Origin of the sequence: Kitasatospora sp. CB02891, assembly GCF_002803145.1 — a bacterium.
Taxonomy (GTDB): Bacteria; Actinomycetota; Actinomycetes; order Streptomycetales; family Streptomycetaceae; genus Kitasatospora; species Kitasatospora griseola.
The window spans coordinates 359,188-381,799 of sequence record NZ_NNBO01000004.1 but is presented as its reverse complement, the minus strand read 5'-3'; the positions used below and the strand labels follow the sequence as shown (position 1 = coordinate 381,799).

Here is a 22,612-nt window from a genome sequence, read left to right as displayed (position 1 = left end):
GGGGCACTGGTTCGCCGTCCCGGTCGCGGAATGTTCCGAAGGGGGCGTCCTACGCACCCCCGTACAATGCGACACCGAACTGTCGCGGGCCCCGCCCGCGGCTTGTGGTGGCGACATGGACGGAGGGAGCCCGGTGCCCAGCCAGCGGTCCATCAACGAAGCGGAGCGGCTCGTCGGGGCGAAGCTCGGCGGTACGCCCGTGCGGGCGGGGCGGATGGCGGCGGTGGCCAACATCTACCGGGCGGCGTCCGCGGTGCGGCAGCATCTGGAGAACTCGGTGCTGCGCGGCTCGGACCTGACGTGGACCGCGTTCGTGGTGCTCTGGGTGGTGTGGGTGTGGGGCGAGTCGGAGACGCGGCGGGTCGCCGAGGAGGCCGGGATCTCCAAGGGCACGTTGACGGGGGTGTCGCGCACGCTGGAGTCGCGCGGGTTGCTGCGGCGGGTCGACCATCCGACCGACGGACGGCTGGTGCTGCTGGCGCTCACCCCGGAGGGGGAGGAGTTCATGCAGCGGGTGTTCCCGGCGTTCAACGAGGAGGAGTCGTTCGTCACCGCGCAGTTGAGCGACGCCGAGTGCGAGAGCCTGGCCGACGGACTGCGCCGGGTGGTGCTCCAGGTCGAGGAGCACGGTGAGGACCGGCGCCGGTCGCTGTTGAACGGCGAGGAGCCGGCCCCGCGGCGCAGCGGTCGGCGTCCGCGGGGTTAGGAACCGGCCGCCCGGCGCACCAGGGCGTCGAAGATCGACTGCTGCACCGGGTCGTGCTGCGCGGTGTCCTCAGGGTGCCACTGCACGGCCACCAACCACCCGTCGTGGTCGGTGAGTTCGAGCGCTTCGGCGGTCCCGTCGGCGGCCCGGGCGGTGACGGTCAGTCCGTCGCCGGGCCGGTCGATGTGCTGGTGGTGGTAGCAGGACGCCTCCACGACAGCCGCGCCGGCGGTTGAGGCGAGCGCGGAGCCGGGGGTGAGCGAGACGGCGTGCCGCAGGTGGCGGTGCTCGTGCCCGGGGCCGCCCATGTCCTGGTGCAGGGTGCCGCCCAGCACGGTGTTGACCACCTGGAGGCCGCGACAGATCGCCAGCGTCGGCACGCCGCTGCCGATCGCCGCCCGGGCCAGCTCCAGGTCGAAGGCGTCCTGCTCGTCGTCCACGTCGTACACGGCGTCGTGCACGTCGGGCGCGCCGTACCGGTGCGGTGCGAGGTCCCCGCCGCCGGGCAGCAGCAGCCCGTCGAACCGCGCCAGCCGCTCCCGCACCTCCCCCGGATCGGCGACGCCCCCGGGCGCGTGCGGGTGCAGCGCGACGGGCTCGCCGCCGGCCCGCCAGACGGCCTCGATCAGGGCGCGGGCGTTGACCTCGGCGGCGTACCGCAGCGCGGAGGTGGACGCCGCGAAACGGGCGGGGACGGCAATCAGCGGGCGGTGGCTCACAGTTGAATCCAAGTGGTCTTGAGTTCGGTGTACTTCTCCAGCGCGTGCGCGGACTTGTCGCGTCCGTTGCCGGACTGCTTCATGCCGCCGAAGGGCACCGACAGGTCGCCCTCCTCGTAGCAGTTGACCCAGACCGTACCGGCTCTGAGGGTGCGGGCGACCAGGTGGGCGGTGGAGAGGTCGGAGGTCCACAGGCCGGCGGCGAGGCCGTACTCGGTGGCGTTGGCGAGGGCGACCGCTTCGTCGAGGTCGTCGAAGGCCTGGACGGCGAGGACGGGGCCGAAGACCTCCTCGCGGGCCAGGCGGCTGTCGGGGGCGACCTGGTCGAAGACGGTCGGTTCGAGGTAGCTGCCGCCGGTGTCCACCCCGAACCGGGCGCCGCCGGTGCGCAGGCGCGCGCCGTCGGCGAGGGCGGTGCCGACGTGGCCGAGGACGCGGCCCAGGTGGCTCTCGCCGACCAGGGCGCCCAGCTCGGTGGCTGGGTCGAGCGGGTCGCCGATCCGCAGGGCGCGGGCGCGGGCCACCACGGCCTCGGTGACCTGTTCGGCGATCGAGCGGTGCACCAGCAGTCGGGAGGGCGCGGTGCACATCTCGCCCTGGTTGAAGAAGATGCCCCAGGCGGCGGTGGCCGCGGCCCGGTCCAGGTCGGGGGCGTCGGGGAGGATGATGTTGGGCGACTTGCCGCCGAGCTCCAGCCAGACCCGCTTGAGGTTGGAGTCGGCGGCGTAGTGCAGGAACTGCCGGCCGACGGCGGTGGAGCCGGTGAACGCGAGGACGTCCACGTCGGGGTGCAGGCCGAGGGCCCGACCGGCCACCGGGCCGTCGCCGGCGACGATGTTGAGCACGCCGGGCGGCAGTCCGGCCTCCAGACCGATCCGGCCGAGCCGCAGCGCGGACAGCGGCGAGTGCTCCGAGGGTTTGAGCACCACCGTGCAGCCGGCGGCCAGCGCGGGCGCGATCTTCCAACCGGCCAGGGTGAGCGGGAAGTTCCAGGGGACGACCGCGCCGACCACGCCGGCGGGCTCGCGGGTGACCAGGGCGAGCGCATCGGGCGCGGTGTGCGGGGCTTCGCCGGTGAGTTTGTCGGCGAGGCCGCCGTACCAGCGGAAGGTGTTGATGACGGCGCGCAGTTCGATGTCGTGCGCGTCGGTGACGGGCTTGCCCATCTCCAGGCTGACGGTGAGCGCGAGTTCGGCCCGGTGCTGCTCCAGCAGGTCGGCGAGGCGCAGCAGCACCCGGCCGCGTTCGGCGGGGGCGAGCCGCGGCCAGGGGCCGTGGTCGAAGGCCCGGCGGGCGGCGGCGACGGCCGCGTCGACCTCGGCGGCTCCGGCGTCGGCGACCTCGGCCAGCACTCGGCCGTCCCGGGGCGACACCACGGCGAACGCCGCGCCGCCGCCCGCTTCGTCGGCGCCGTCGATCAGGTGCGTGGTGACGGGGCGCAGCGTCTCGGCCCGGTGCAGCCAGTCCTCGTGGGTCATGCGGTCCTCCAGGAAGGGTGGGCGCGCGCCCGACGGCCGGGCGCGCGCCCCACGGTGAGTCAGGTGTGCGAACGCCGTTGCCGGATCCGCTGGTTGACCACTCCGGCCGCCAGCACCACGGGCACCGACAGGACCAGCCACAGGGCGGTGCCGAGCTGTCCGCCGATCAGGGTGGTGAAGTTGGCGAGGATCAGCCAGATGGCGCCGGCGATGCCGAGCGCGCCGAGCACGGGGGCGATCACGGTGTTCCACAGCCGGGTGTCGACCTGCTTGCGGCGGAAGAACACCACCACGGAGACCGAGGTCAGCAGGTAGAGCAGCATCATGGCGAGGACGGCGAGGCCGCTGAACCAGGAGAACAGGGTGAGCACCGGGTCCTGGCCGGCGATCGCGAACGGCGCGATCAGCAGCGCGGCGATGACGGTCTGCACCCTGCCTGCCGCGGCGGGGGCGTGCCGGACGTTCAACCGGGCCAGCGAGGAAGGGAGTTGGCCGTCCCGGCCGAGACAGAACAGGTAGCGGGCGGCGGAGTTGTGGAAGGTGAGGACGCCGGCGAACAGCGAGGTGGCCAGCAGTACCGGCAGCACGCTGTTGACCCAGCCGCCGAACAGGTCGGCGATGGGGGCGAACACGAATCCGGCGGAGTCGCCGGCGGCCAGCGCCGCGTTGGCGGCCTCGGGGGCCTTGGACGCGCCGTGCGCGGAGATCAGCGACCAGGAGGTGAGGGCGAAGAATCCGGTGACCACCAGCACCGAGAGGTAGGTGGCGCGCGGCACGGTCTTCTTCGGCTCGCGGGCCTCCTCGCCGTAGATGGCGGTGGCCTCGAAGCCGAACATGGACGCCAGGGCGAACATCACGGCGATGCCGGGCGCGCCCTGCAGGGCGGCGGACGGGGAGAAGCTCTCGGCCGCGCCGAGGCCCTCGGGGCCACCGCCCTTGAACAGCGTGACCAGGCCGAAGACCAGCAGGATGCTGAACTCGGCGAGCACGAACGCGGCGAGCACCTTGGCGCCCATCTCGATGCCGGCGGCGCCGAGCGCCTGCACCACGGCCATGGTGACCAGGGTGTAGACCCACCAGGGCAGGTCGAGCGGGGTGTGGTCGGCGACCAGCGAGGAGACGATGGAGCCGTACAGGCCGTACATGCCGGCCTGGATGGCGCAGTAGGCGAACAGCGCGACGCTCGCGCCGCCCGCTCCGGCGGCCCGGCCGAGGCCGGTGCCGATGTAGGTGTAGAAGGCGCCGGCGTCGACGACGTGCCGTCCCATCGCGATGAAGCCGACGGAGAACAGCAGGATGACGACGCCGGCCACCACGTAGGCGGCGGGGGTGCCGGCGCCGTTGCCGATGGCGACCGAGATGGGGGCGGCGCCGGCGATGCCGGTCAGCGGGGCCTGGCCGGACAGGACGAAGAAGAGGATGCCCAGGACGCCGAGGGCGTTGGGCTTGAGGGTGGCACTGGTGGGGGCGTGCCGCACGGTCCGTTCACGGGAAGCCGTCTGACTGTCCACACGGATCACCTGCCAGATCGAAGTGGGGGAATCGTTTCAGCTCAAACGAGTTGCCTCATCGTGGAGGCAGGCAGTCCGTTTGGCAAGGGTTTCGCACCGCTCGCGCGGTAACGGTTCGAAGCGGGCCGCGCAGGTCAGCGCTCGTCCGGCCCCGAGTCCGCACGGGACGCCAAACCCTCCAGCAGGCCGCGGAGTTCGGCCAGCGCACCCTCGGTGGCCGCCCGCTCGCCGAACACCAGCTGGTGCAGCACCAGGCCCTCCAGCGCGGCGAACACCAGCCGGGACAGGCCGGGGCTCACCGGGCCGGGCAGAATCCGGTCCAGCTCGCGCCGGCTGGCCTCGAAGTACTCCTCGTACAGGCCGCGCAGGTGCGCCAGCAGCTCCGGCCGGCGGCGCGCCTCCAGCAGCAACTCGTACTGGAACACCTGTAGTTCGGGCCCGGCCTCGACCATGTCGGCCAGGCCCGCCGCGAACTCGGCCGGGCCCCCCGTCCCGGCCTCCAGCGCGCTGCTGCTCAGCGAGGAGCGGATGGCGTGCGCCACCGCCTCCTCGATCAGCGCGTCCCGCGAACCGAAGTGGTGCACCACCAGGCCGTGGGTGACCCCGGCCTCCTCCGCGACGGCCCGGTAGGTGAGGTTGCGCAGCCCGCCCCGGGCAACCACCCGCACCGCCGCCTCCAGCAGCGCGGTGCGGCCCGTCCCGTAGTTCTTCACGCGCTTGCGGGTGGGGGGCTTCGGGTCGTTCATGGCCGCGACCCTACCGGGAGGCACCGGGTCAGCGCTTCGGCGGCCGGATGCCGCGGAACTCCCAGTCCCCGCCGAGCGCGGTGGACAGCACTTCCTCCGACTCGGTGGGCTGCGCGCCCACATCGGTGCGGATCGCCGTCGGGCCGGTGACGACGTGGTTGGTGAGCCGGCCGAGGCCCTCGACCTCCACCTCGACGACGTCGCCCGGCTGCACCGGACGGGAGTTCGCGGGCGTGCCGGAGAGCAGCACGTCGCCGGGGTAAAGCGTGATGGTGCGGGCGATGTCGGCGACCAGGTAGTGCATGTCCCAGGTCATCTCGTCGGTGGAGCCGTCCTGGACCACCTCGCCGTTGACGTAGGTGCGCAGCCGCTTCCCCCGGAAGTCCCAGTCGGTGACCAGGCCGGGGCCGAGCGGGCACAGCGTGTCGGCGCCCTTGACCCGGAGCATCGACCCGGCGTCGGTGTCCCGGAAGTCGTGCAGGCCGTAGTCGTTGGCGACGGTGTAGCCCGCGATGTGGTCGCCCGCCTCCTCGGGGGAGATGTTGCGCGCGGTCCTCCCGATGACGATCGCCACCTCGCCCTCGTAGTTGAGCCACTTGCAGCCCTCGGGGCGGACGATCGCGCCGCCGTGCGAGTTCAGCGAGGAGGTGGGCTTGTGGAAGTAGGTGGGGGTGTCAGGCAGGCCGATCCGGAACTCGTCCACCCGGCTGCGGTGGTTGAGGTGGACGGCGATCACCTTGGACGGCACCACGGGCGGCAGGTGGTGGGCGTCGGCGACGGCGACCCGGCGGCCGTCACCGGCGACCAGTTCCTCGCCGTCGCGGACGGTCTCGACGACGGCGCCGTCGAGCAGGATGCGGCGGTACTCGGGCACGGTGGGGCCTTTCTAGGCGAGGCGGTGGGGGTGGCGGGGGGCGGTGTCGTCGGGCAGGCCGGTGCCGGCCCAGCCGTCCTCGGGGCGGTCGAACCAGAGGTGGACCTGGCCGGTGCCGATGGAGTTCTCGTACTCGCCGTACTGGCGGGCCTTCGCGGTGCAGGCCCGCTCGCCGAGGGCGCCGGCCATCATCAGGTAGTGGGCGAACCTGGCCTCGGGCTTGTACGCAGCGAACTCGTCCATGGTGTCGAGCACGCGGTCGTGCCGTCCTTCCTTGAACCATTCGATCCGCTGCTCGTCGGCGGCCCGCGCCTCGGGGGTGAAGATGTGCGACGGGTCGCTGGACTCGTGCTTGCGGAGCTCGCGCAGCGGCCAGAAGGTGTGCGACAGCGCGCCGGAGGCGATCAGCAGCACCCGACGGCCCGGGGTGGCGGCGATGCCGTCGGCCAGCGCGCGGCCGAGCCGCAGGTGGTCCTCCGCGTCGCCGGTCTGGCAGACGCCGATGGTCACCCAGCGCTTGTCGGGCAGACCCTCGCCGAGGTACTTCCACAGGTTGACGGTGGCGTAGAAGATCGGCAGGTACGGGTCGTCGATCGGGGTGATCCAGGTGCCGTGCCGGTCGGCGAACGACGCGATGTTGTGGGCGAGTTCGGGGTCGCCGGGGAAGTCGTAGGGCATCCGGCACATACCGCGCGGCAGCTCCTCGGAGGTGAACAGCCCGGCCCGGCGCTGCTGCGCGGTGACCACGAACTCGACGGTGGTCGCCCAGTGCGAGTCCAGCACCACCACGGTGTCGTAGTCGTCGCGCCCGAACACCTCCTCGCGCAGCTGTCGGAGGCCGGTGACGAGGGTGATCTCCCGGCCCTCGTTCAGCTCCCGCCGGATCTCCTCGGGAAGCACCACGGTGGGGACGTGGGCGAGCAGGCCCGCCCCGACGATCTCACCCATTCTCCTGCCATCCCTTCGGCGCGGTGACGGTGTTCTTGACGTCGCAGTAGAAGTCGAAGCTCCAGGTGCCGCCCTCGCGGCCGACGCCCGAGTGCCGGGAGCCGCCGAACGGGGCCTGCAGGTCGCGGACGAAGAAGCAGTTGACCCAGACGGTGCCCGCGACCAGCTGCCCGGTGACGCGGTCGGCGCGCTCGCGCGAACCGGTGGCGAGGGTGGCGGCCAGGCCGAACCGGGTGTCGTTGGCGAGGCGGACGGCCTCGGCCTCGTCGCGGAAGGTCTGCAGCGTCAGGACGGGGCCGAAGACCTCCTCCTGGACGATCTCGGAGTCCTGCGCGACGTCGGTGAGCAGCGTCGGCGCGTAGAACCGGCCGGCCAGGCGCTCGCCGCCGATGACGGCGCGGGCGCCGGCGCCGATCGCGCGCTGCACGAAGCCGTCGATCTTCTCCAGCTGGCGCTCGTGGATGTTCGGGCCGAGGTCGGTCGGCAGCTCGCGCGGGTCGCCCTGCTTCAGCTGCCCGGCCTTCTCGACGAACCGACGGGTGAACTCCTCGGCGACGGACTCCTCGACCAGCAGCCGGGTGGCGGCCAGGCAGACCTGCCCGGCGTTGTCGTACTGCTCGACGGCGAGCTCGACGGCGAGGTCGAGGTCGGCGTCGGCGAAGACCAACAGCGGGGACTTGCCTCCGAGTTCGAGGCTGAGCGGGGTGAGGTTGGCGGCAGCGGACGCGGCGATGTGCTTGGCGGTGGGGACGGAGCCGGTGAAGCTGATCCGGCGCACGTCGGGGTGCGAGGTCAGCGCGTCGCCGATCTCCGGGCCGAGGCCCTGCACCACGTTGAGGACGCCGGCCGGCAGCCCGGCCTCGGCGGCGATGTCGGCGAGCAGCGAGGCCGTCATCGGCGTCCACTCGGCGGGCTTGAGGACGACCGTGTTGCCGGCCGCCAGCGCCGGGGCGATCTTCCAGGTGGCCAGCATCAGCGGCGCGTTCCACGGCGTGATCAGCACGCACGGGCCGGCCGGGTCCCAGCTGACGTGGTTGGTGTGGCCGCGGGTGTCGAAGTCCTCGTGGTCGAGGGTCAGCAGCCAGTCGGCGAAGAACCGGAAGTTGTGCGCGACCCGGGGCATGACGCCGCGCCGGTGCGAGCGCAGCAGGGCGCCGTTGTCGGCGGTCTCGACGACGGCCAGGTCCTCCAGCCGCCGCTCGACGCCGTCGGCGACGGCGTGCAGCAGCCGGGCCCGCTCGGCGCGCGGGGTGGCGGCCCAACCGGGGAAGGCGGCCTTGGCGGCGGCGACGGCGGCGTGCGCCTCCGTCGCGGTGCCGCGGGCGATCTCGCCGAGCACGCCGCCGTCGATCGGCGAGTGGTCGGTGAAGGTCGCGGCGGAGGCGACGCGTTCGCCGCCGATCCAGTGCCGGGTGTCGACGGCGACCCCGGCGACGGTGGTGAGGTGTCCGCTCATTGCGTCAATTTCCTTACTGGGGACGGGAGTTCACTGACCGACGGTGGTGGTGTTGGAGGCGAGCAGTCGGCCGCCGTCCCAGACCACGCCGACCTGCCGGTAGTAGGCGGCGATGGGTTCGCGGATCTCCAGCCGGGCCAGTTCCTCGGTGGGCGACTCGAACAGCTCCAGGTCGAAGTCGCCGACCCAGGCCGGTCCGGCCTCGAAGGAGGCGGCGCCGGAGGAGACCAGCTCGTCCAGGGCGAGGCCCCGGCCCTTCTCGATCGAGGGCAGCCAGCGGTGGTGCGCCATCGGGTGGCCGTTGACGAACCCGTTGGTCCCGGACGGCTCGCGCAGCGTGACGACGGCCTGGGCGAGGCGCCGGTCGGCGGCGGCGAGGGTGGCGCCGAACCGGGCGCCGGCCTCGATCCGCGGCGCGGGGCCGTAGACGTGCGGGCGGGTCTGGTGGATCGAGCCGAGCTTCTTCGGGTAGCCCTGGTGCAGGCCGCGGGCGATCGCGAAGTCCTTGTCGACCCAGATGTACACGCAGCGCGAGTACGTCTGCCCCTGGAACTTGCAGCGGACCACGGCGAACGCCTCCTTGTACTGGGAGAGCACCGGGTCGAGCAGTTCCTGCCCGGAGGCCGAGCAGGACTGCCAGTCGGCCCAGATCAGCGCGACCGCGCCGGGGTCCTCGTCGGCGAGCTCCAGCGGCTCGGGCAGCAGTTCGCGCACCCGCTCCGGGTCGGTGCGGTACTCGACGGTGAGCAGGTCGCCGGAGTAGTGCCACGGCGGCGAGGGGATCAGCGACGAGGAGCCCGTCGCGGTCTTGGGGTGGAAGTACCCACGGACACTGGCCACTTGGATTCCTTACGCGGTGGGGGCGGGCTGCCGGAGCAGCTCGGCGCGGTAGCGGGCGGCGGCCGCCGCGGCCTGCTGGCCGCCGAGGGCGACGACGCCGATCAGGCGGTCGTGGTGGTGATAGCCGACCAGGACGTCCCCGTCGGGGTCGCCGTCCAGGACGCGCACGTCCTCGCGGCCGAGGGCGGGGGCGCCGAAGGACTGGAGGCGGAAGTCGTGCTGGTCGCTCCAGAAGGTCGGCAGCGGCGCGAACGGGTCGAGGCCGTGCTCGGCGCCGGCGAGGTGGGCGACCAGCACCCTGGCGGCGTGCTTGGCGGTGTCGGTGGGGATCGACCAGTGCTCGACGCGGCGCGGCACGCCGTCGTAGCGGGCGTTGGGGAAGCGGGCGACGTCGCCGACGGCGACCACCTCGGGCCGGCCGCCGACCCGCAGGTGCTCGTCGGTGAGGACGCCGTCGGTGAGGTCGAGTCCGTTGCCGTCGAGCCATTCGGTGTTGGCGATCGAGCCGACCGACTCCACCACCACGTCGGCGGGCAGCACCCGGCCGTCGGCGAGCGCCACGCCGGTGACGCGGCCCTCGCCCTCGAAGCCGGTGACGCCGCAGCCGAGCGCGAAGCGGACGCCGCGCTGTTCGTGACGGCGCTTCAGCGCGCCGCCGAGCAGTTCGCCGAGCGGTCCGGCCATCGGCAGCGGCAGCGGGTCGACGACGGTGACCTCGGCGGCGCCGAGGGCCACGGCGGTGGCGGCGACCTCGCAGCCGATGAAGCCGGCGCCGACCACCACCACCCGCACGCCGGGTGCGGCCAGTGCTTCGCGCAGCGCCCGGGCGTCGTCCAGGGTGCGGACGGTGTGCCGTCCGGCGGTGGGGCCGGGGCAGCGCAGGCGGCGCGGGCGCATGCCGGTGGCGGCGACCAGTGCGGTGTACGGCAGGCTCTCGCCGTCGGAGAGTTCGACGATCTGCTGCCCGAGGTCGGCACGGACCACCGAGGTGCCGAGGCGCCACTCGACGTCGGCGACGGCGGCCCGGGGACGGAACGCGAGCGACTCGAAGGTGGCCTTGCCGGCCAGGACTTCCTTGGACAGCGGGGGCCGGTTGTACGGCGCGTGGGGTTCGTCGCCGACGAGGGTGATCGGGCCGGTCCAGCCGGCGGCGCGCAGCTGTTCGGCGGTGCGCAGGCCGGCCATGGAGGCGCCGGCGACCACGACGGGCGCGGTGCTCACCGGGTCAGCCTTCGATCCGGATGGCCTGCAGCGGGCACACGTCGGCGGCCTCCTCGACGTCGGCGCGCAGGGCCTCGTCGGGGTCGGCGACGTACGCGAGCCGGCCGGTTTCGTCGAAGGAGAAGACGTCGGGGGCGGCGAAGACGCACTGGCCGTGGTCCTGGCACTTGTTCATGTCGACGACGACCTGCATGGCCGGTCCTCCTGGGGGTGGGTGGGGCTGAGGGGGCGCCGGGAAAGTCATTTGGCGTCAAACAACATAGGAACCGACCGACCCCCGGTCAATAGCTATACGGATGGATAAATTTCTGCGTCGGACCCCTTGCGGGGCGGTGACCTGCGTCTCTACGGTTGGCCACCAACAGCGAGCGGTTCCTGCGCCTCCCCCGCAGTCCCGACACCGCCGCACCCCCTCCCCCCAGGGCCGCGAACTCCGGTGTCTCTCGATCGGTACAGCCCAGCGCCGCGAGCAGCCGCACCCCCGTGCCCCGGGCGGCGCCCCACACTTCCCCACAGGAGACACCGGTGAGCGCATCCGACACCCCGCCCGTCCGCCAGCACCTGGAGCGGCTGGCCGCCCAGGGCATCGACGTGGTCCGGGTGACCTATCCCGACCTGATCGGCACCGAACGGGCCCGGGACGTGCTGCTGGACCACCTGCCCTCGGCCTGCGACCACGGCCTCGCGTTCTGCCGCGCCGTCTACCACACCAGCCCGCAGGGCGACGTCGTCCCCGTCCCCGGCGGCCTGGACGCGGGCCTGCCCGACATCTGCGTCCGCCCCGACCTCGACACCCTCACCCCGCTGCCCTGGGAGCCCGGCGTCGCCTCCTGCCTCGGCGACGTCACCGACCCGGCCACCGGACGCCCCGCCCCCGAGTCGCCCCGCGACCTGCTGCGCGCCGTCGTCGACCGGGCCCGCGAGTACGGGCTGCACCCGGTCGTCGGACCGGAGCTCGAGTACTTCCTGTGCGACCCGGCCCCCGACACCGCCCGCGGCTGGCGCCGCTACAGCGACGCCGCCGGCGTCGTCTACACCGCGGGCCTGCGCGCCGACGGCGACAACCACCTGCTGCGCACCCTGCGCCGGTTGCGCGAGCTGAACATCGGCGTCACCAGCGGCAACCACGAGTTCGACGGCGGGCAGTTCGAGATCAACCTGACCCACTCGGACGCCATGTCGGCCGCCGACCGGGCCTTCCGCTTCAAGGCCGCCGTCAAGGAACTCGCCCGCCAGGAAGGCCGGTTGGCCACCTTCATGGCCAAGCCGTTCATGGGCGCCGGCGGCTCCGGCTTCCACCTGCACCTGTCCTGCACCGACGACGGGGGCGGCAACCTGTTCGCCGACCCGTCCGCGCCGTACGGCCTGAGCACCACCGCCCGGCACGCGGTGGCCGGCATCCTCGCCCACGCCCCCGCGCTCGCCGCACTGTCCAACCCGACGGTCAACTCCTACAAGCGCTTCGGCCCCGACACCCTCGCCCCCTGGCTGATCGACTGGGGCCTGGACAACCGCAGCGCCATGGTCCGCATCCCGCCGGAGCGCGGCGCAGGCTCCCGCTTCGAACTGCGCCTGGGCGACGCCAGCGCCAATCCCTACCTGCTGATCGCCGGCACCGTCGCGGCGGCGCTGCTCGGCGTGGTGGCCGGCGACGAGCCGCCCGCCCCGCTGGAGGGCTACGGCTACGACCCCGCCAAGTCCCCGGTGCTGCCGCAGTCGCTGCCCGACGCGCTCGACGCGCTGGAGGCCGACACCGCGCTGACCGAGCTGCTCGGCAAGGACTTCACCACCGCCTACCTCTCGTACAAGCGCGACGAGGTCGCCCGCTTCCATCGGCACGTCACCGACTGGGAGTTCACCGAGTACGCCTACCACCTGTAAGCCGAGGAGCGAACCCATGACCACCGCGCCCGCCCAGTCCGCCGCCGCCTCCGAGCCGATGCCGCTGGACCAGGTGAACCTGGCCGATCTCGACAACTTCACCGACGGCGTCACCCCGTGGCGAATGTTCCACACCCTGCGCCACCAGGACCCGGTGCACTGGCAGGAGGAGGAAGCGCCCAACTCCGGCTTCTGGGCGCTCACCAAGCACGCCGACATCGCCCGCGTCGACCGCGACGCCGAGACCTTCACCTCCGCCCGGTTCGTCAACCTGGAGGAGGTCGACGACGACCAGATCAAGAAGCGCGCCTCCATCCTGGAGCTCGACGGCGTCCGCCACCGCGCCCTGCGCAGCCTGCTCCAGCGGCAGTTCGGCGCGAGCGTCATCAACAGCTACGCCGACTTCCTGCGCGGCCTGACCGCCACCACGCTGGACGCCGCGCTCGCCAAGGGCACCTTCGACTTCGTCAAGGAGGTCTCCGCCGACTTCCCGATCAACGTGCTGGCCCGGCTGCTGGACGTCCCGCCGGAGGACAACCAGCAGCTCATCGACTGGGGCAACCGGATCATCGGCAACACCGACCCCGACTACGCCGACGTCCTGCTGCACAGCGCGGAGAGCGAGAAGTACCGCGACCTGCCGTTCCGCTCCCCCGCCTCGCTGGAGGTGTTCGCCTACGGCCGCGAACTCGCCGCGCAGCGCCGCGGCGGAGCGGGCACCGACCTGATCTCCCGGCTGGTCAACGAGACCCCGAAGGACGGCGTGCCGCTGACCGCGCAGGACTTCGACAACTACTTCCTGCTGCTGGTGGTGGCCGGCAACGAGACCACCCGGCACACCATCAGCCACTCCATGCTGGCCCTGCTCCAGCACCCCGAGCAGCTCGCCCGCCTCCAGCAGGACCCCTCGCTGATCCCCGCCGCGGTCGAGGAGTTCCTGCGCTGGTCCTCCCCCGTCTACCACTTCCGTCGCACCGCCACCCGCGACGTCGAGCTCGGCGGCAAGCGGATCAAGGAGGGCGACAAGGTCGTCATGTGGTTCGCCTCCGGCAACCGCGACGAGGAGGTCTTCGGCAACCCCTACGACTTCGACGTCACCCGGCAGGACAACGACCACATCACCTTCGGCAAGGGCAGCCCGCACCTGTGCCTGGGCAACCTGCTCGCCCGCACCGAGATCCGCATCATGTTCGAGGAGCTCATCCCCCGCCTGGCCTCGATCGAGCTGGCCGGCGACGTCCCCCGGGTCCGCTCCAACTTCGTCAACGGCATCAAGAAGCTGCCCGTCTCGGTCACCCTCGCCTGAGACCGGCACCGCCAGGACCCCGCCGACCGCAGCCGCCGGCGGGGTCGCTGCCGTGTCGCCCCGTCACACCTTGACGGTCGTCCACGTCCCCGGCTCCGCGCGGCGGTAGGCCTCGAAGAGCTGCAGGATGTGGAACGCCTGGTCGAGCGAACCGAGTTCGGGGGCGGTGCCGTTCCGCACGCAGTCGCAGAAGTAGCCGATCTCGTCGACGTACCCCAGGTAGAAGAGGTTCTTGTTGTAGAGCTGCCCGTAGGAGTACTCGGGCTCCCAGTGCAGCGGCGCGCTCTCCGTCGGCACCATGAACGACCCGGTGCGGCCGTACGCCCGGGCCGGGGTCGGACGGTAGTAGGTGACCGAAGTCCCGTTCTCCACCACCACGTTGGCGTTGTCGCCGATCACCTCCACCCGGCTGGACGGGCTGCTCGGCGACTCCCCCGCCGTGAGGTGCAGCGTCCCGATCGCGCCCGACTCGAACCGCATCACGGTGACGCTGGCCCCGGTGCGCTCCTCCCACTCGTGGCTGATCCGGTCGAGCGGGCCCATCAGGTGGAGCAGCACGGCGGCCGGATGGAAGATGCAGTCCAGGAACCAGTTCATCGCCACCAGGTCGGCGCGCCGTTCGTACGCCGGCATCGACAGCGGGTAGCGGACGGAGATCGACGAGGGCCCGCCGAACTCCGCCCCGGAGACGATCTCCTTCACCCGGGACATCACCGGCGAGAACGCCGTCTTCATCCCGGTCACCACGGTGCGGCTGGCGCTGCGCGCCGCCGCCTGGAGCTGCTCGACCTCGGCGGTCGACGTCGCGGTGGGTTTCTCCATCCAGACGTGCGCCCCGGCCGCCAGGCAGTCCAGCGCCAGGTCGACGGCCTGGAGCCGCCCGTCCGGGTCGTACGCCGTCACGATGAACACCGCGGTCGGCCGCTCCCGCTCCAGCATCTCCCGGTGGTCGGTGTAGGTGTGGGCGGCGCCGAAGATCCGCGCGTACTTGGCGGCCCGGTCGCCGTCGAGGTCGCAGATCGCCCGCAGGTCGACCGGGGCGTACTGGAACGACGGGTAGATGTTCCGGTACGAGTGCCCGCCGGCGCCGATGAAGGCGCAGCGGATCGGGTCCTCGTACTCGAACTGGTAGCGGACCTGCCCGGTGGTGGTGGTCATGGTGTCCTCCGCCTGTTCATCGGCCGGCCGCGGCGAGCACTTCTCGGGTGCTGGTCACGACGTGGTCGATCTCCTGGTCGGTGAGGTAGGGGTGGATCGGCAGCGAGATCACCTCGCGGGCGTGCTTCTTCGCCCGGCCGTCGCCGACCACCCGGTGCGGGTGCCGCGCCATGAACGGCAGTTCGTGCAGCGCGTACGGGTAGTGCACGAGGGTCTCGACGCCGACGGCCTTCAGGGCGGCGGCCAGCTCGTCCCGACGCGGCGTGCGCAGGACGTACTTGTGGAAGATGTTCTCGCGGAACGAGCCGTGCTCCGGCAGGCCGCACCCGAGGTCGCCGAAGGCCGCCGAGTAGGTCGAGGCGGTCGCCCGGCGCTGCTTCAACCACCGTTCCTCCTGGGCGAGTTTGACCGCGAGGACGGCGGCGGTCAGCGAGGACATCTGCGAGTTGTGCCCCAGCCGCACCACGGTGCCGGCGTGCGAGAAGCCCCAGCGGCGCAGCTGTTCGACGCTGTCGGCGACGGCCGGGTCGTCCGTCAGCACCACACCGCCCGTTCCCGGCGCGGGGATCACCTTCATCGCGTCGAAGCTGTGGCAGCCGGCCAGCCCCAGCGTGCCGCTGCGCCGCCCGGACACCTCGGCGCCCAGCGACTGCGCCGCGTCCTCGACCAGCGCCAGGCCGTGCGCCCGGGCGAACTTCTCCACCGGGTCGGGCGCGGCCATCCGCCCGTACAGCTGCACCATCACCAGCGCCTTGGTGCGCGGCCCGACGGCCTCCTCGGCCAGGTCGAGGTCGATGGTGCCCTCGTCGGTCACGTCGACGAACACCGGGGTCGCGCCGGTCCGGACGATCGCGTGCAGCGTCGCGACGAACGAGATGTCGCCGACCAGCACCTCGTCGCCCTCGCCGATGCCGGCCGCCACCAGGGCGAAGTACACCGCGTCGGTGCCCGAGTTCACCACCCGGGCGTGGGCGCGGCCGGCGAGGTCCGCCAGGGTCTGTTCCAGGCGGTGCACGGATTCCCCGTTCATCACCTGACCCGAGCGGAAGACCTTTTCGATCGCCGTCATCATCTCCGGGCCGATGTCGTCGAATTCACGGTCGGCGCCGGTGAACGGCACGTGCAGGAGCCTGCTCATGAGTCAGCCCTCCGTCCGAGGGGTTTGTGAGGGGGAGCGCAGGCGCTCCGCGCGGGGGTGGACGCCGCGGTGCGGCAGCGTGGGCAGGATGCCGTCGAGGGCGGTGGCCGTCCGGTCGCTGACCCGGGCGTCCCAGCGTTCGGGGCGACGGGTGGGCCGGTCGGCGGCCAGCGCGCGGATCTGCGGGGTCGGCAGGTGCAGCCAGCTGTCGGCGAAGTGCGTGCTGCCGCAGGCCCGGGTGACGTCGCGGGCGTTGCCGGGCACGGTGGCCAGGCAGGCGACCTTGGCGGCGGCGGCCTCCTCCTGGACGCCGTCGGAGTCGGTCACCACGAACGCGCAGCCCCGCAGCAGCGCCCCGAAGGTCAGGTACGGCTGCGGCGGCAGCACCCGCTCGCGCAGGCCGCCGTCGAGCAGGCCGTGGTCGGCCAGGTGCGCCGCGGCCCGCGGGTGCAGCGGGAGCACCGGCGGCAGGCCGTGCGCCGACAGGTCGCGCAGCACGTCCAGCACCGGCTTGGGGTGGCTGAGCGCGGCCGGCTTGTGCAGCGTCGCCAGCACGTACCCGCCGCGGGTGAGGCCGAGGCCGTCCAGGACGGCGGCATCCCGGTCGGGGTCGTGGTGCGCGAGGTGGCACTCGGCCATCGGGTTGCCGACGAAGTGCACCTGCCCGGCCGGCACGCCTTCGCCGTGCAGCGCGTCCACGGCCTCGGCGGTGGTGGCCAAGTGGTGGTCGGTGCAGGCGGTGACGATGCGGCGGTTGGCCTCCTCGGGTGTGCGGTCGGGCGAGCGCAGGCCCGCCTCCAGGTGGATCACGGGGGTGCCCCGGCGGGCGGCGACCAGCGCGGCGGCGACGGTGGAGTTCACGTCGCCGACCACCACCACGGCCTCCGCCGGGTGCCGGTCGAGGTCGCGCTCGACCAGGGCGCAGAGCCGGCCGAGCTGCTCCGCGTCGCTGGCGGCGTCGCCGCAGCGCAGCCACCGGTCCACGTGCAGGTCGAGCTCGTCGCACAGGCCCTGCCCGAGGCGTGGGTCGAAGTGCTGGCCGGTGTGCACGTACGACCAGGCGGCGCCTGGTGCGCGCATCTTGCCGACCGCCTGTTGAAGCGTCCAGACCTTGGGGGTGTTGGGGCGTGCGCCCAGATAGACGGTGATCGTCGGGCCGGTGTCCATGTCTCCCACCTGCCTTCCTCCCAGCTGTCGCCAGCTGTTCGTCGAGCTACCGAGGAGCCTAGGTTCGGCCCGCGCGGGCCGGTCCGGCGATTGCGCCGATCGGCCGCACGGCCCCGCCGGGCCCGCCGACCCGGCCCGTTCCCGGGGCGGCAGGGCGGGCACGGCCACGCCGCCGCCACTCTTTCGAGTGAGGTCGGCAGCGCTCCGCTTGCCGGCCGGGCCGTGCGCTACTTGCCGGCCAGGCCGTACCCCCCGTCGACGACCAGGGTCTGGCCGGTGATGTGCCGGGCGGCGTCCGAGGCGAGGAACGCCACCGCCGCGGCGACCTCCGCCGGCTCCGCGGGCCGCCCGAGCAGGTTGCCGCGGGCCTGCCGCCACGCCCCTTCGTCCCAGGTCGCGACCATGTCGGTGACGGTGAAGCCCGGGGCGACGGCGTTGACCCGCACGGTCGGCGCGTAGCGCTTGGCCAGCGAGACGGTCAGGTTGCCCAGCGCCGCCTTCGCCATGGAGTAGAACACCGTCCGGTCACTGGCCAGGCCGTCGACGCCCCGGATCGACGACACCAGCACCACCGCGCCGCCACCCTGCGCGACCATCTTCGGCAGCAGCTCCTGCAGCACCCCCACCGCGCCCCACACGTTCACCCCGAACGCGTCCGCGACGTCCTCCCGCGACGCCTCCTCGAACGGCACCACCCGGTTCACGCCCGCGCTGAACACCACCACCTGCGGCAGCCCGTGCTCGGTCACCGCGTCCGCCACCCCGCGCCGCACCGCCGCCGCGTCCGCCAGGTCGAACGCCACCGTCGGCGCCCCCAGCTCCCGCCCCAACCCGACCAGCCCCGCACTCGGCGTCCGCCCGTGCAGCACCACCCGACACCCCTGTGCGTCCAACGCCCGCGCCGTCGCCGCCCCGATCCCGCGCGACGAACCGAGCACCAGCGCACTCGAACAGTCCGACATCCCTGCTCCCTTCCGATCCCGACTCCACCTCCGCCTACAGGCCGATGCTGCCCCGGCCCCCGCCGGCGACGGCCGGAACCCGCCCGTGAACGACCGAAGACGGCCCGATCGGAGCCCCCGCCACGGCCGTATGCTCCTCCGATGGAGCGCGACACCGACCAGCACGACTGTGAAGTCCTGATCGCGGGGCCCTACTTCGCGGACCTGGTGTTCCACGGCCTGCCCCGGCCGGTCGAGCCCGGCAGGGAGGTGTTCGCCGACGGGTTCGCCCTGGTGCCGGGCGGCGCGTACACCCTGGCCATGGCGGTGCACCGGCTCGGGCGGACGGCCGTGTGGAGCGTCGACTTCGGCACGGACGTGTTCAGCGCTGAGGTGCTCTCGGCGGCCCGGGCGGAGGGTCTGGACGAGCGGGCGTTCCGGCACCACCCGGGCCCGGTGCGGAGCCTGACCGTCGCGCTGTCCGGGCCGGACGACCGGGCGATGGTCAGCTACCAGGACGCGGTGGCGTCGCAGCCGCTCGTCCCGCTGCTGCGCCAGTACCGCCCGCGCGCCCTGATGTTCCCGCAACTCCTGTGGGACGAGCCGACATTGGGCGCCGTTCGGGCTGCCGGGCAGCTCGGCGCGCTGGTGGTGATGGACTGCCACGACGTTCCGGCCTCGCTCGCGGACCCGGCGGTGCGCCGCGTCCTCGCCGAGGTCGACGTCTTCACGCCGAACGCCGCCGAGGCGCTCCGGCTGACCGGCGCGGCCGACCTCGACGACGCGATCGCCGACCTCGCCGCGCTGGTACCGACCCTGGTGGTCAAGCGCGATGCCCGGGGAGCCGTCGCGGTCCGCGGCGGCAAACGGTACGACACCCCCGCCGTGCCCGTGCGGGCCGTGGACACCACGGCGGCCGGCGACTGCTTCAACGCGGGCCTCGTCCACGGCCTGCTGTCCGGCCACGACCTGCCCGCCTGCCTGGCCGTCGCCGCCGCCTGCGGCTCCGCCGCCGTCACCGGCCCGGGCTCCGGCGCGGCCCTGCGCGCGGCGGAGCTCGGAGGCTGGCTGGCGCGACTCCGGTGACCGGCAGGGACGGTCGCCACCGGTTGCCGCCCTCTCGGCGACACTTCGGCCAACGACCGCCCCGGGGGGCTCGCCCGCGCTCTGCACGCGACGGCCCTTGAAGTCCCGCCGCACGGCTCCTCCGGCGGACCTCGCCCCGGCGGCGGCCCGCCATGGACACCATGGCAACCGGCGACTGCTTCGACCCGGCCATCGTCCACGGCCGGACGGCCGGCTGGACGGCCGTGCCCTCCTGGCCCACGGCCCGCGGATCCGCCGCCGTCCGGCCCGGGCGCGGCCCTTGCGCGCGGCGGAGTTCGGCCGGAGCGCCTCCCCAGCACCTCCGCGTGACCCCTTCACCGCATCCGGTCGCCGTGTTAGCGTCCGTCGAATGTCGAGGATTCTGGTCACGGATCTGGACGGCACCCTGCTCGGCGGCGACGCCGAGGACCGGCGGCGGCTGCGGGAGGCACTGGCCCGCCACCCCGAGGTGACGGTGGTCTTCGCCACCGGCCGCGGGCCGGACTCCGTCCGGGAGGTCCTGCGCGACCCGCTCGTCCCGCGCCCCCGGTGGATCATCGCCGACGTCGGCGCCACCCTCCTCGACGGCGTCGACTTCTCCCCCGTCGAACCCCTGCAGGGGCAACTGCGCGCCGGCTGGCCGGGAGCGCCGCAGGTGCGGGCCGCGCTGGAGCGCTTCCGCGCGCTCCGGTACCAGGACGAGGTACCGCAGGACGGCCGCTGCTCGTACTACCTGGACCCGGCCGGGCTCACCGACGAACTCGCCTCCGCGGTAGCCGCGTTGGGACTGGCCTGGGTGTACTCGGGCGACCGCTACTTCGACGTGCTGCCGCCGGAGGCCTCCAAGGGCGGGGCGCTGCGGGCACTGGCGGAGAAGCTGAACTGGCCGGCCGGGTCGATCCTGGTGGCCGGGGACTCACTCAACGACCTGTCACTGTTCCGGCTCGGCACCCACGGCGTGGTCGTGGGCGGCGCGGAAGCCGCGTTCGACGCGGCGGTCGGCAACGACCCGCTGGTCCACCGACCCGACCGGCCGGGCGCAGCAGGCATCCTGACGGCCCTTCAGGCCCTGGGGTGGGTCGCCCCTCCGCCGGCTCGGCACGCACTCGTCGTCGGCTACCACCGCCCGCCCCCGCAGCACCGACCGCCGGCCAGCCCCAACGGCATCCTGCCCACCCTGACCAGCGTCTTCGCCGACGGCCTACCGGGCCTCTGGGTCGCCGCCACCTCGGCCCCGGCGCCGCCGTCCCTCGACCGCCTCTCGCTCGTCCCGCTGAGTGCCGAGCAGTGGAGCGGCTACTTCCACCGGGCCTGCAAGGAGACCCTCTGGCCGGTGCTGATGTCCGAGCCGGAGCGCTCCGTCCTCGACCCCGACTCCTGGGCCGCCTACCGTGCCGTCAACGCCCGCTTCGCCGACCACATCACCGCGCGCGCCGCCCCCGGCGCGACCGTCTGGCTGCACGACTACAACCTCTGGCTGGTCCCCGGCCTCCTCCGCGCCGCCCGACCCGACCTGCGCATCGGGCTGTTCCACCACACGCCGTTCCCCGCCCCCGAGGTGTTCGCCACCCTCCCGGTCGCCGCCGAACTGCGCGCCTCCCTCGCCTGCCTCGACTGGGCCGGCTTCCACACCGCCGCGTTCGCATCGCACTTCCGCCGCGCCCTGCCTTCCCCGCCCCGCACCGGGGTCCACCCGCTCGGCGTCGACCGCCCGGCCGTCGAAGCCCTCGCCCGGACCCGAACTCCCGCGTCCCGCCCGGCAGTCGACCACCTGGTGCTGTCCGTCGAACGCCTCGACTACGCCAAGGCCCCCGTCCAGAAGGTCGACGCCCTGGACCGCCTCCTCACCACCCGCCCCGACCTGCGCGGCCGGGTGACCTTCCGCCTGATCTGCCCGCCGCCCGAACCTGGGATCACCGCCTACGACACCACCCGCGACCTGCTCGAACACCGAATCACCGAAGTCAACGCCCTCTGGCAGCAAGCCGGTTGGCAGCCCGTCGACTACCGTCCGCACAGCCTCTCGTTCGCCGAGGTGGTCGACGAGTACCTGGCGGCCGACGTCTTCTGGGTGACGTCACTCCAGGACGGAATGAACCTGACGGCCAAGGAGTTCATCGCCGCCCAGTCCACCCTCCCCCACCCTGGCATCCTGGTCCTCTCCCACCACACCGGTGCCGCCGCCCAGTTCGCCCCCGCCGCCCTCCTCACCGACCCCCACTCCCCCGACGACCTCACCACCCAACTTACCCGGGCCCTCACCACCACCCCCACCGAACGCCGCACCCGCATGACCCACCTCTCCACCCTCCTCGGCCACGACCGCCCGACCGACTGGGCAACCCACGTCATCGACGCCATCCGGCAGTCCCCGCAAGACACTTGACGGACCATCAGGCCATGGTGAGGACCATCCGGAAGCGGGCCCGGCCGGTGAGCATCTTCTGGTAGGCCTGCTCGGCGTGGGTGAGGGGGAGGGTTTCGGTCATGGGGCGGATGTTGTGGAGGGCGCTGAAGGCCATGGTGTCCTGGACGTCCTGGGCGGTGCCGGAGGGGTGGCCGCGGATGGTGCGGGCGGACATCAGGAGTTGGGCCGGGGTGACAGCGAGGGGGGTGGTGTCGGCTCCGATGACGACGAGTTCTCCGCGGGGGGCGAGGCCGTCCGCGGTGGCGGTCATGGCGTCGGCGTTGGCGGCGGTGGCCAGGACGACCTTGGCGCCGCCGAGGGCCTGGAGTGCGGCGGCGACGGGGGTGTCGGAGGTGCTGTCGAGGTAGTGGTGGGCGCCGAGTTGCTCGGCGAAGGCGGCCTTCTCGCGGCCGCGGGCGATCGCCACCGTCTCGAAGCCCATCGCGGCGGCGTACTGCACGCCGAGGTGCCCGAGGCCGCCGAGGCCGAGCACCGCGACCAGGTCACCGGGGCGGGCGGGGCTGCGTCGCATGCCGTTGAAGACGGTCACGCCCGCGCAGGACAGCGGCGCGGCGTCGACTGCCGTCAGCGCGTCGGGGATCCGGGCCAGGGCGTCGACCGGGGCGATCACCTTCTCGGCGAACCCGCCGTCGTAGGCCCAGCCGGGGACCTTGAGGTTGGAGCAGACGATGAAGTCGCCCTCCCGGCACGGCCGGCAGTGGCCGCAGCTGCCGCCGAACCAGCCGACCGCCACCCGGTCCCCGGCCTGCCAGCCGAAGTCCGTCGCGCCCTCGCCCAACTCCTCGATCCGGCCGGCGATCTCGTGGCCCGGCACCTCGGGGAAGGTGACTCCGGGCAGCGCGCCGCTCAGGAAGAGCGCGTCGCTGTGGCAGACCCCGCAGGCTTCGACGGCGATGCGGACCTGCCGGGGGCCGGGCGGCGGAACCGCGCGTTCGGCCGGCTCCAGCGGGCCGTTGGGGGCGGTGGCCTGCATGACGCGGTAGGTGCCCATGTCAGTGCTCCTGGGGA

The 22,612-nt window shown here is 73.1% G+C and carries 20 protein-coding genes; 5 read left to right on the top strand and 15 right to left on the bottom strand.

Annotated features, from left to right (window positions below):
- The first annotated feature begins 133 nt into the window (after window positions 1-133).
- A complete protein-coding gene (locus CG736_RS12570) occupies window positions 134-706 on the top strand; it encodes a MarR family winged helix-turn-helix transcriptional regulator (protein ID WP_100586270.1) in 573 nt (190 codons plus the stop codon).
- Here the strand turns inward: CG736_RS12570 and CG736_RS12565 are convergent.
- The 10 genes from CG736_RS12565 to CG736_RS12520 form a co-directional block, all read right to left on the bottom strand.
- The gene (locus CG736_RS12565; RefSeq protein WP_100586269.1) at window positions 703-1,425 is read right to left on the bottom strand and encodes a gamma-glutamyl-gamma-aminobutyrate hydrolase family protein; all 723 of its coding nucleotides are present in this window, start codon (window positions 1,423-1,425) and stop codon (window positions 703-705) included. The two genes, CG736_RS12570 and CG736_RS12565, sit on opposite strands and share 4 nt — an antisense overlap.
- Window positions 1,422-2,903 carry an aldehyde dehydrogenase gene (locus tag CG736_RS12560; protein ID WP_232733953.1) on the bottom strand — a complete coding sequence of 494 codons (1,482 nt, stop codon included), beginning with the start codon at window positions 2,901-2,903 and terminating at the stop codon, window positions 1,422-1,424. Before CG736_RS12560 ends, CG736_RS12565 begins: the two co-directional genes overlap by 4 nt.
- Window positions 2,904-2,962: 59 nt before the next feature.
- A complete protein-coding gene (locus tag CG736_RS12555) occupies window positions 2,963-4,414 on the bottom strand; it encodes an APC family permease (RefSeq protein ID WP_100586268.1) in 1,452 nt (483 codons plus the stop codon).
- A 134-nt stretch (window positions 4,415-4,548) separates the two neighbouring features.
- A complete protein-coding gene (locus CG736_RS12550) occupies window positions 4,549-5,160 on the bottom strand; it encodes a TetR/AcrR family transcriptional regulator (protein ID WP_100586267.1) in 612 nt (203 codons plus the stop codon).
- Between the two features lie 28 nt (window positions 5,161-5,188).
- Window positions 5,189-6,034: a fumarylacetoacetate hydrolase family protein gene (locus CG736_RS12545; protein ID WP_100586266.1), complete on the bottom strand. Its 846-nt coding sequence runs from the start codon at window positions 6,032-6,034 to the stop codon at window positions 5,189-5,191.
- Window positions 6,035-6,046: 12 nt separating this feature from the next.
- Window positions 6,047-6,982, bottom strand: a complete 936-nt coding sequence (locus tag CG736_RS12540; protein ID WP_100586265.1) for a 3,4-dihydroxyphenylacetate 2,3-dioxygenase — start codon at window positions 6,980-6,982, stop codon at window positions 6,047-6,049.
- A complete protein-coding gene (locus tag CG736_RS12535) occupies window positions 6,975-8,438 on the bottom strand; it encodes an aldehyde dehydrogenase (protein WP_100586264.1) in 1,464 nt (487 codons plus the stop codon). The genes CG736_RS12540 and CG736_RS12535 overlap by 8 nt, the downstream gene beginning before the upstream one ends.
- A gap of 30 nt (window positions 8,439-8,468) precedes the next feature.
- Window positions 8,469-9,278, bottom strand: a complete 810-nt coding sequence (locus tag CG736_RS12530) for an acetoacetate decarboxylase family protein (protein ID WP_100586263.1) — start codon at window positions 9,276-9,278, stop codon at window positions 8,469-8,471.
- Window positions 9,279-9,287: 9 nt separating this feature from the next.
- Window positions 9,288-10,499, bottom strand: coding sequence for an NAD(P)/FAD-dependent oxidoreductase (locus CG736_RS12525; RefSeq protein ID WP_304528210.1), 1,212 nt, complete (start codon window positions 10,497-10,499; stop codon window positions 9,288-9,290).
- A gap of 4 nt (window positions 10,500-10,503) precedes the next feature.
- Complete coding sequence (locus CG736_RS12520) at window positions 10,504-10,692, bottom strand: ferredoxin (protein ID WP_043910603.1); 189 nt, start codon at window positions 10,690-10,692, stop codon at window positions 10,504-10,506.
- Window positions 10,693-11,024: 332 nt separating this feature from the next.
- Here CG736_RS12520 and CG736_RS12515 point away from each other — a divergent pair, with 332 nt between their 5' ends.
- On the top strand, window positions 11,025-12,380 hold the full coding sequence (locus CG736_RS12515; RefSeq protein ID WP_100586262.1) for a glutamine synthetase family protein: 1,356 nt from the start codon (window positions 11,025-11,027) through the stop codon (window positions 12,378-12,380).
- A 16-nt stretch (window positions 12,381-12,396) separates the two neighbouring features.
- The gene (locus CG736_RS12510) at window positions 12,397-13,686 is read left to right on the top strand and encodes a cytochrome P450 (protein ID WP_100586261.1); all 1,290 of its coding nucleotides are present in this window, start codon (window positions 12,397-12,399) and stop codon (window positions 13,684-13,686) included.
- A 63-nt stretch (window positions 13,687-13,749) separates the two neighbouring features.
- Here CG736_RS12510 and CG736_RS12505 read toward each other — a convergent pair whose 3' ends face one another.
- From CG736_RS12505 to CG736_RS12490, 4 genes are all read right to left on the bottom strand, one after another.
- Complete coding sequence (locus CG736_RS12505; protein ID WP_100586260.1) at window positions 13,750-14,844, bottom strand: Gfo/Idh/MocA family protein; 1,095 nt, start codon at window positions 14,842-14,844, stop codon at window positions 13,750-13,752.
- Window positions 14,845-14,860: 16 nt separating this feature from the next.
- The gene (locus tag CG736_RS12500; RefSeq protein WP_100586259.1) at window positions 14,861-15,982 is read right to left on the bottom strand and encodes a DegT/DnrJ/EryC1/StrS aminotransferase family protein; all 1,122 of its coding nucleotides are present in this window, start codon (window positions 15,980-15,982) and stop codon (window positions 14,861-14,863) included.
- Window positions 15,983-15,985: 3 nt separating this feature from the next.
- Window positions 15,986-17,149 (bottom strand): UDP-N-acetylglucosamine 2-epimerase, encoded by a 1,164-nt coding sequence (locus tag CG736_RS12495; RefSeq protein WP_100586258.1) that lies wholly within the window; start codon window positions 17,147-17,149, stop codon window positions 15,986-15,988.
- A 227-nt stretch (window positions 17,150-17,376) separates the two neighbouring features.
- Entirely contained in the window at window positions 17,377-18,111 is a 735-nt protein-coding gene (locus CG736_RS12490) for an SDR family NAD(P)-dependent oxidoreductase (protein ID WP_100586257.1), read from the bottom strand.
- 141 nt (window positions 18,112-18,252) lie between these two features.
- Between CG736_RS12490 and CG736_RS12485 the strand changes: the two genes are divergently transcribed.
- On the top strand, window positions 18,253-19,176 hold the full coding sequence (locus tag CG736_RS12485) for a carbohydrate kinase family protein (RefSeq protein ID WP_232733952.1): 924 nt from the start codon (window positions 18,253-18,255) through the stop codon (window positions 19,174-19,176).
- 370 nt (window positions 19,177-19,546) lie between these two features.
- Entirely contained in the window at window positions 19,547-21,562 is a 2,016-nt protein-coding gene (locus CG736_RS12480) for an HAD-IIB family hydrolase (RefSeq protein ID WP_100586256.1), read from the top strand.
- Between the two features lie 7 nt (window positions 21,563-21,569).
- Here CG736_RS12480 and CG736_RS12475 read toward each other — a convergent pair whose 3' ends face one another.
- Entirely contained in the window at window positions 21,570-22,595 is a 1,026-nt protein-coding gene (locus CG736_RS12475) for an alcohol dehydrogenase catalytic domain-containing protein (RefSeq protein ID WP_100586255.1), read from the bottom strand.
- Window positions 22,596-22,612 lie beyond the last annotated feature (17 nt).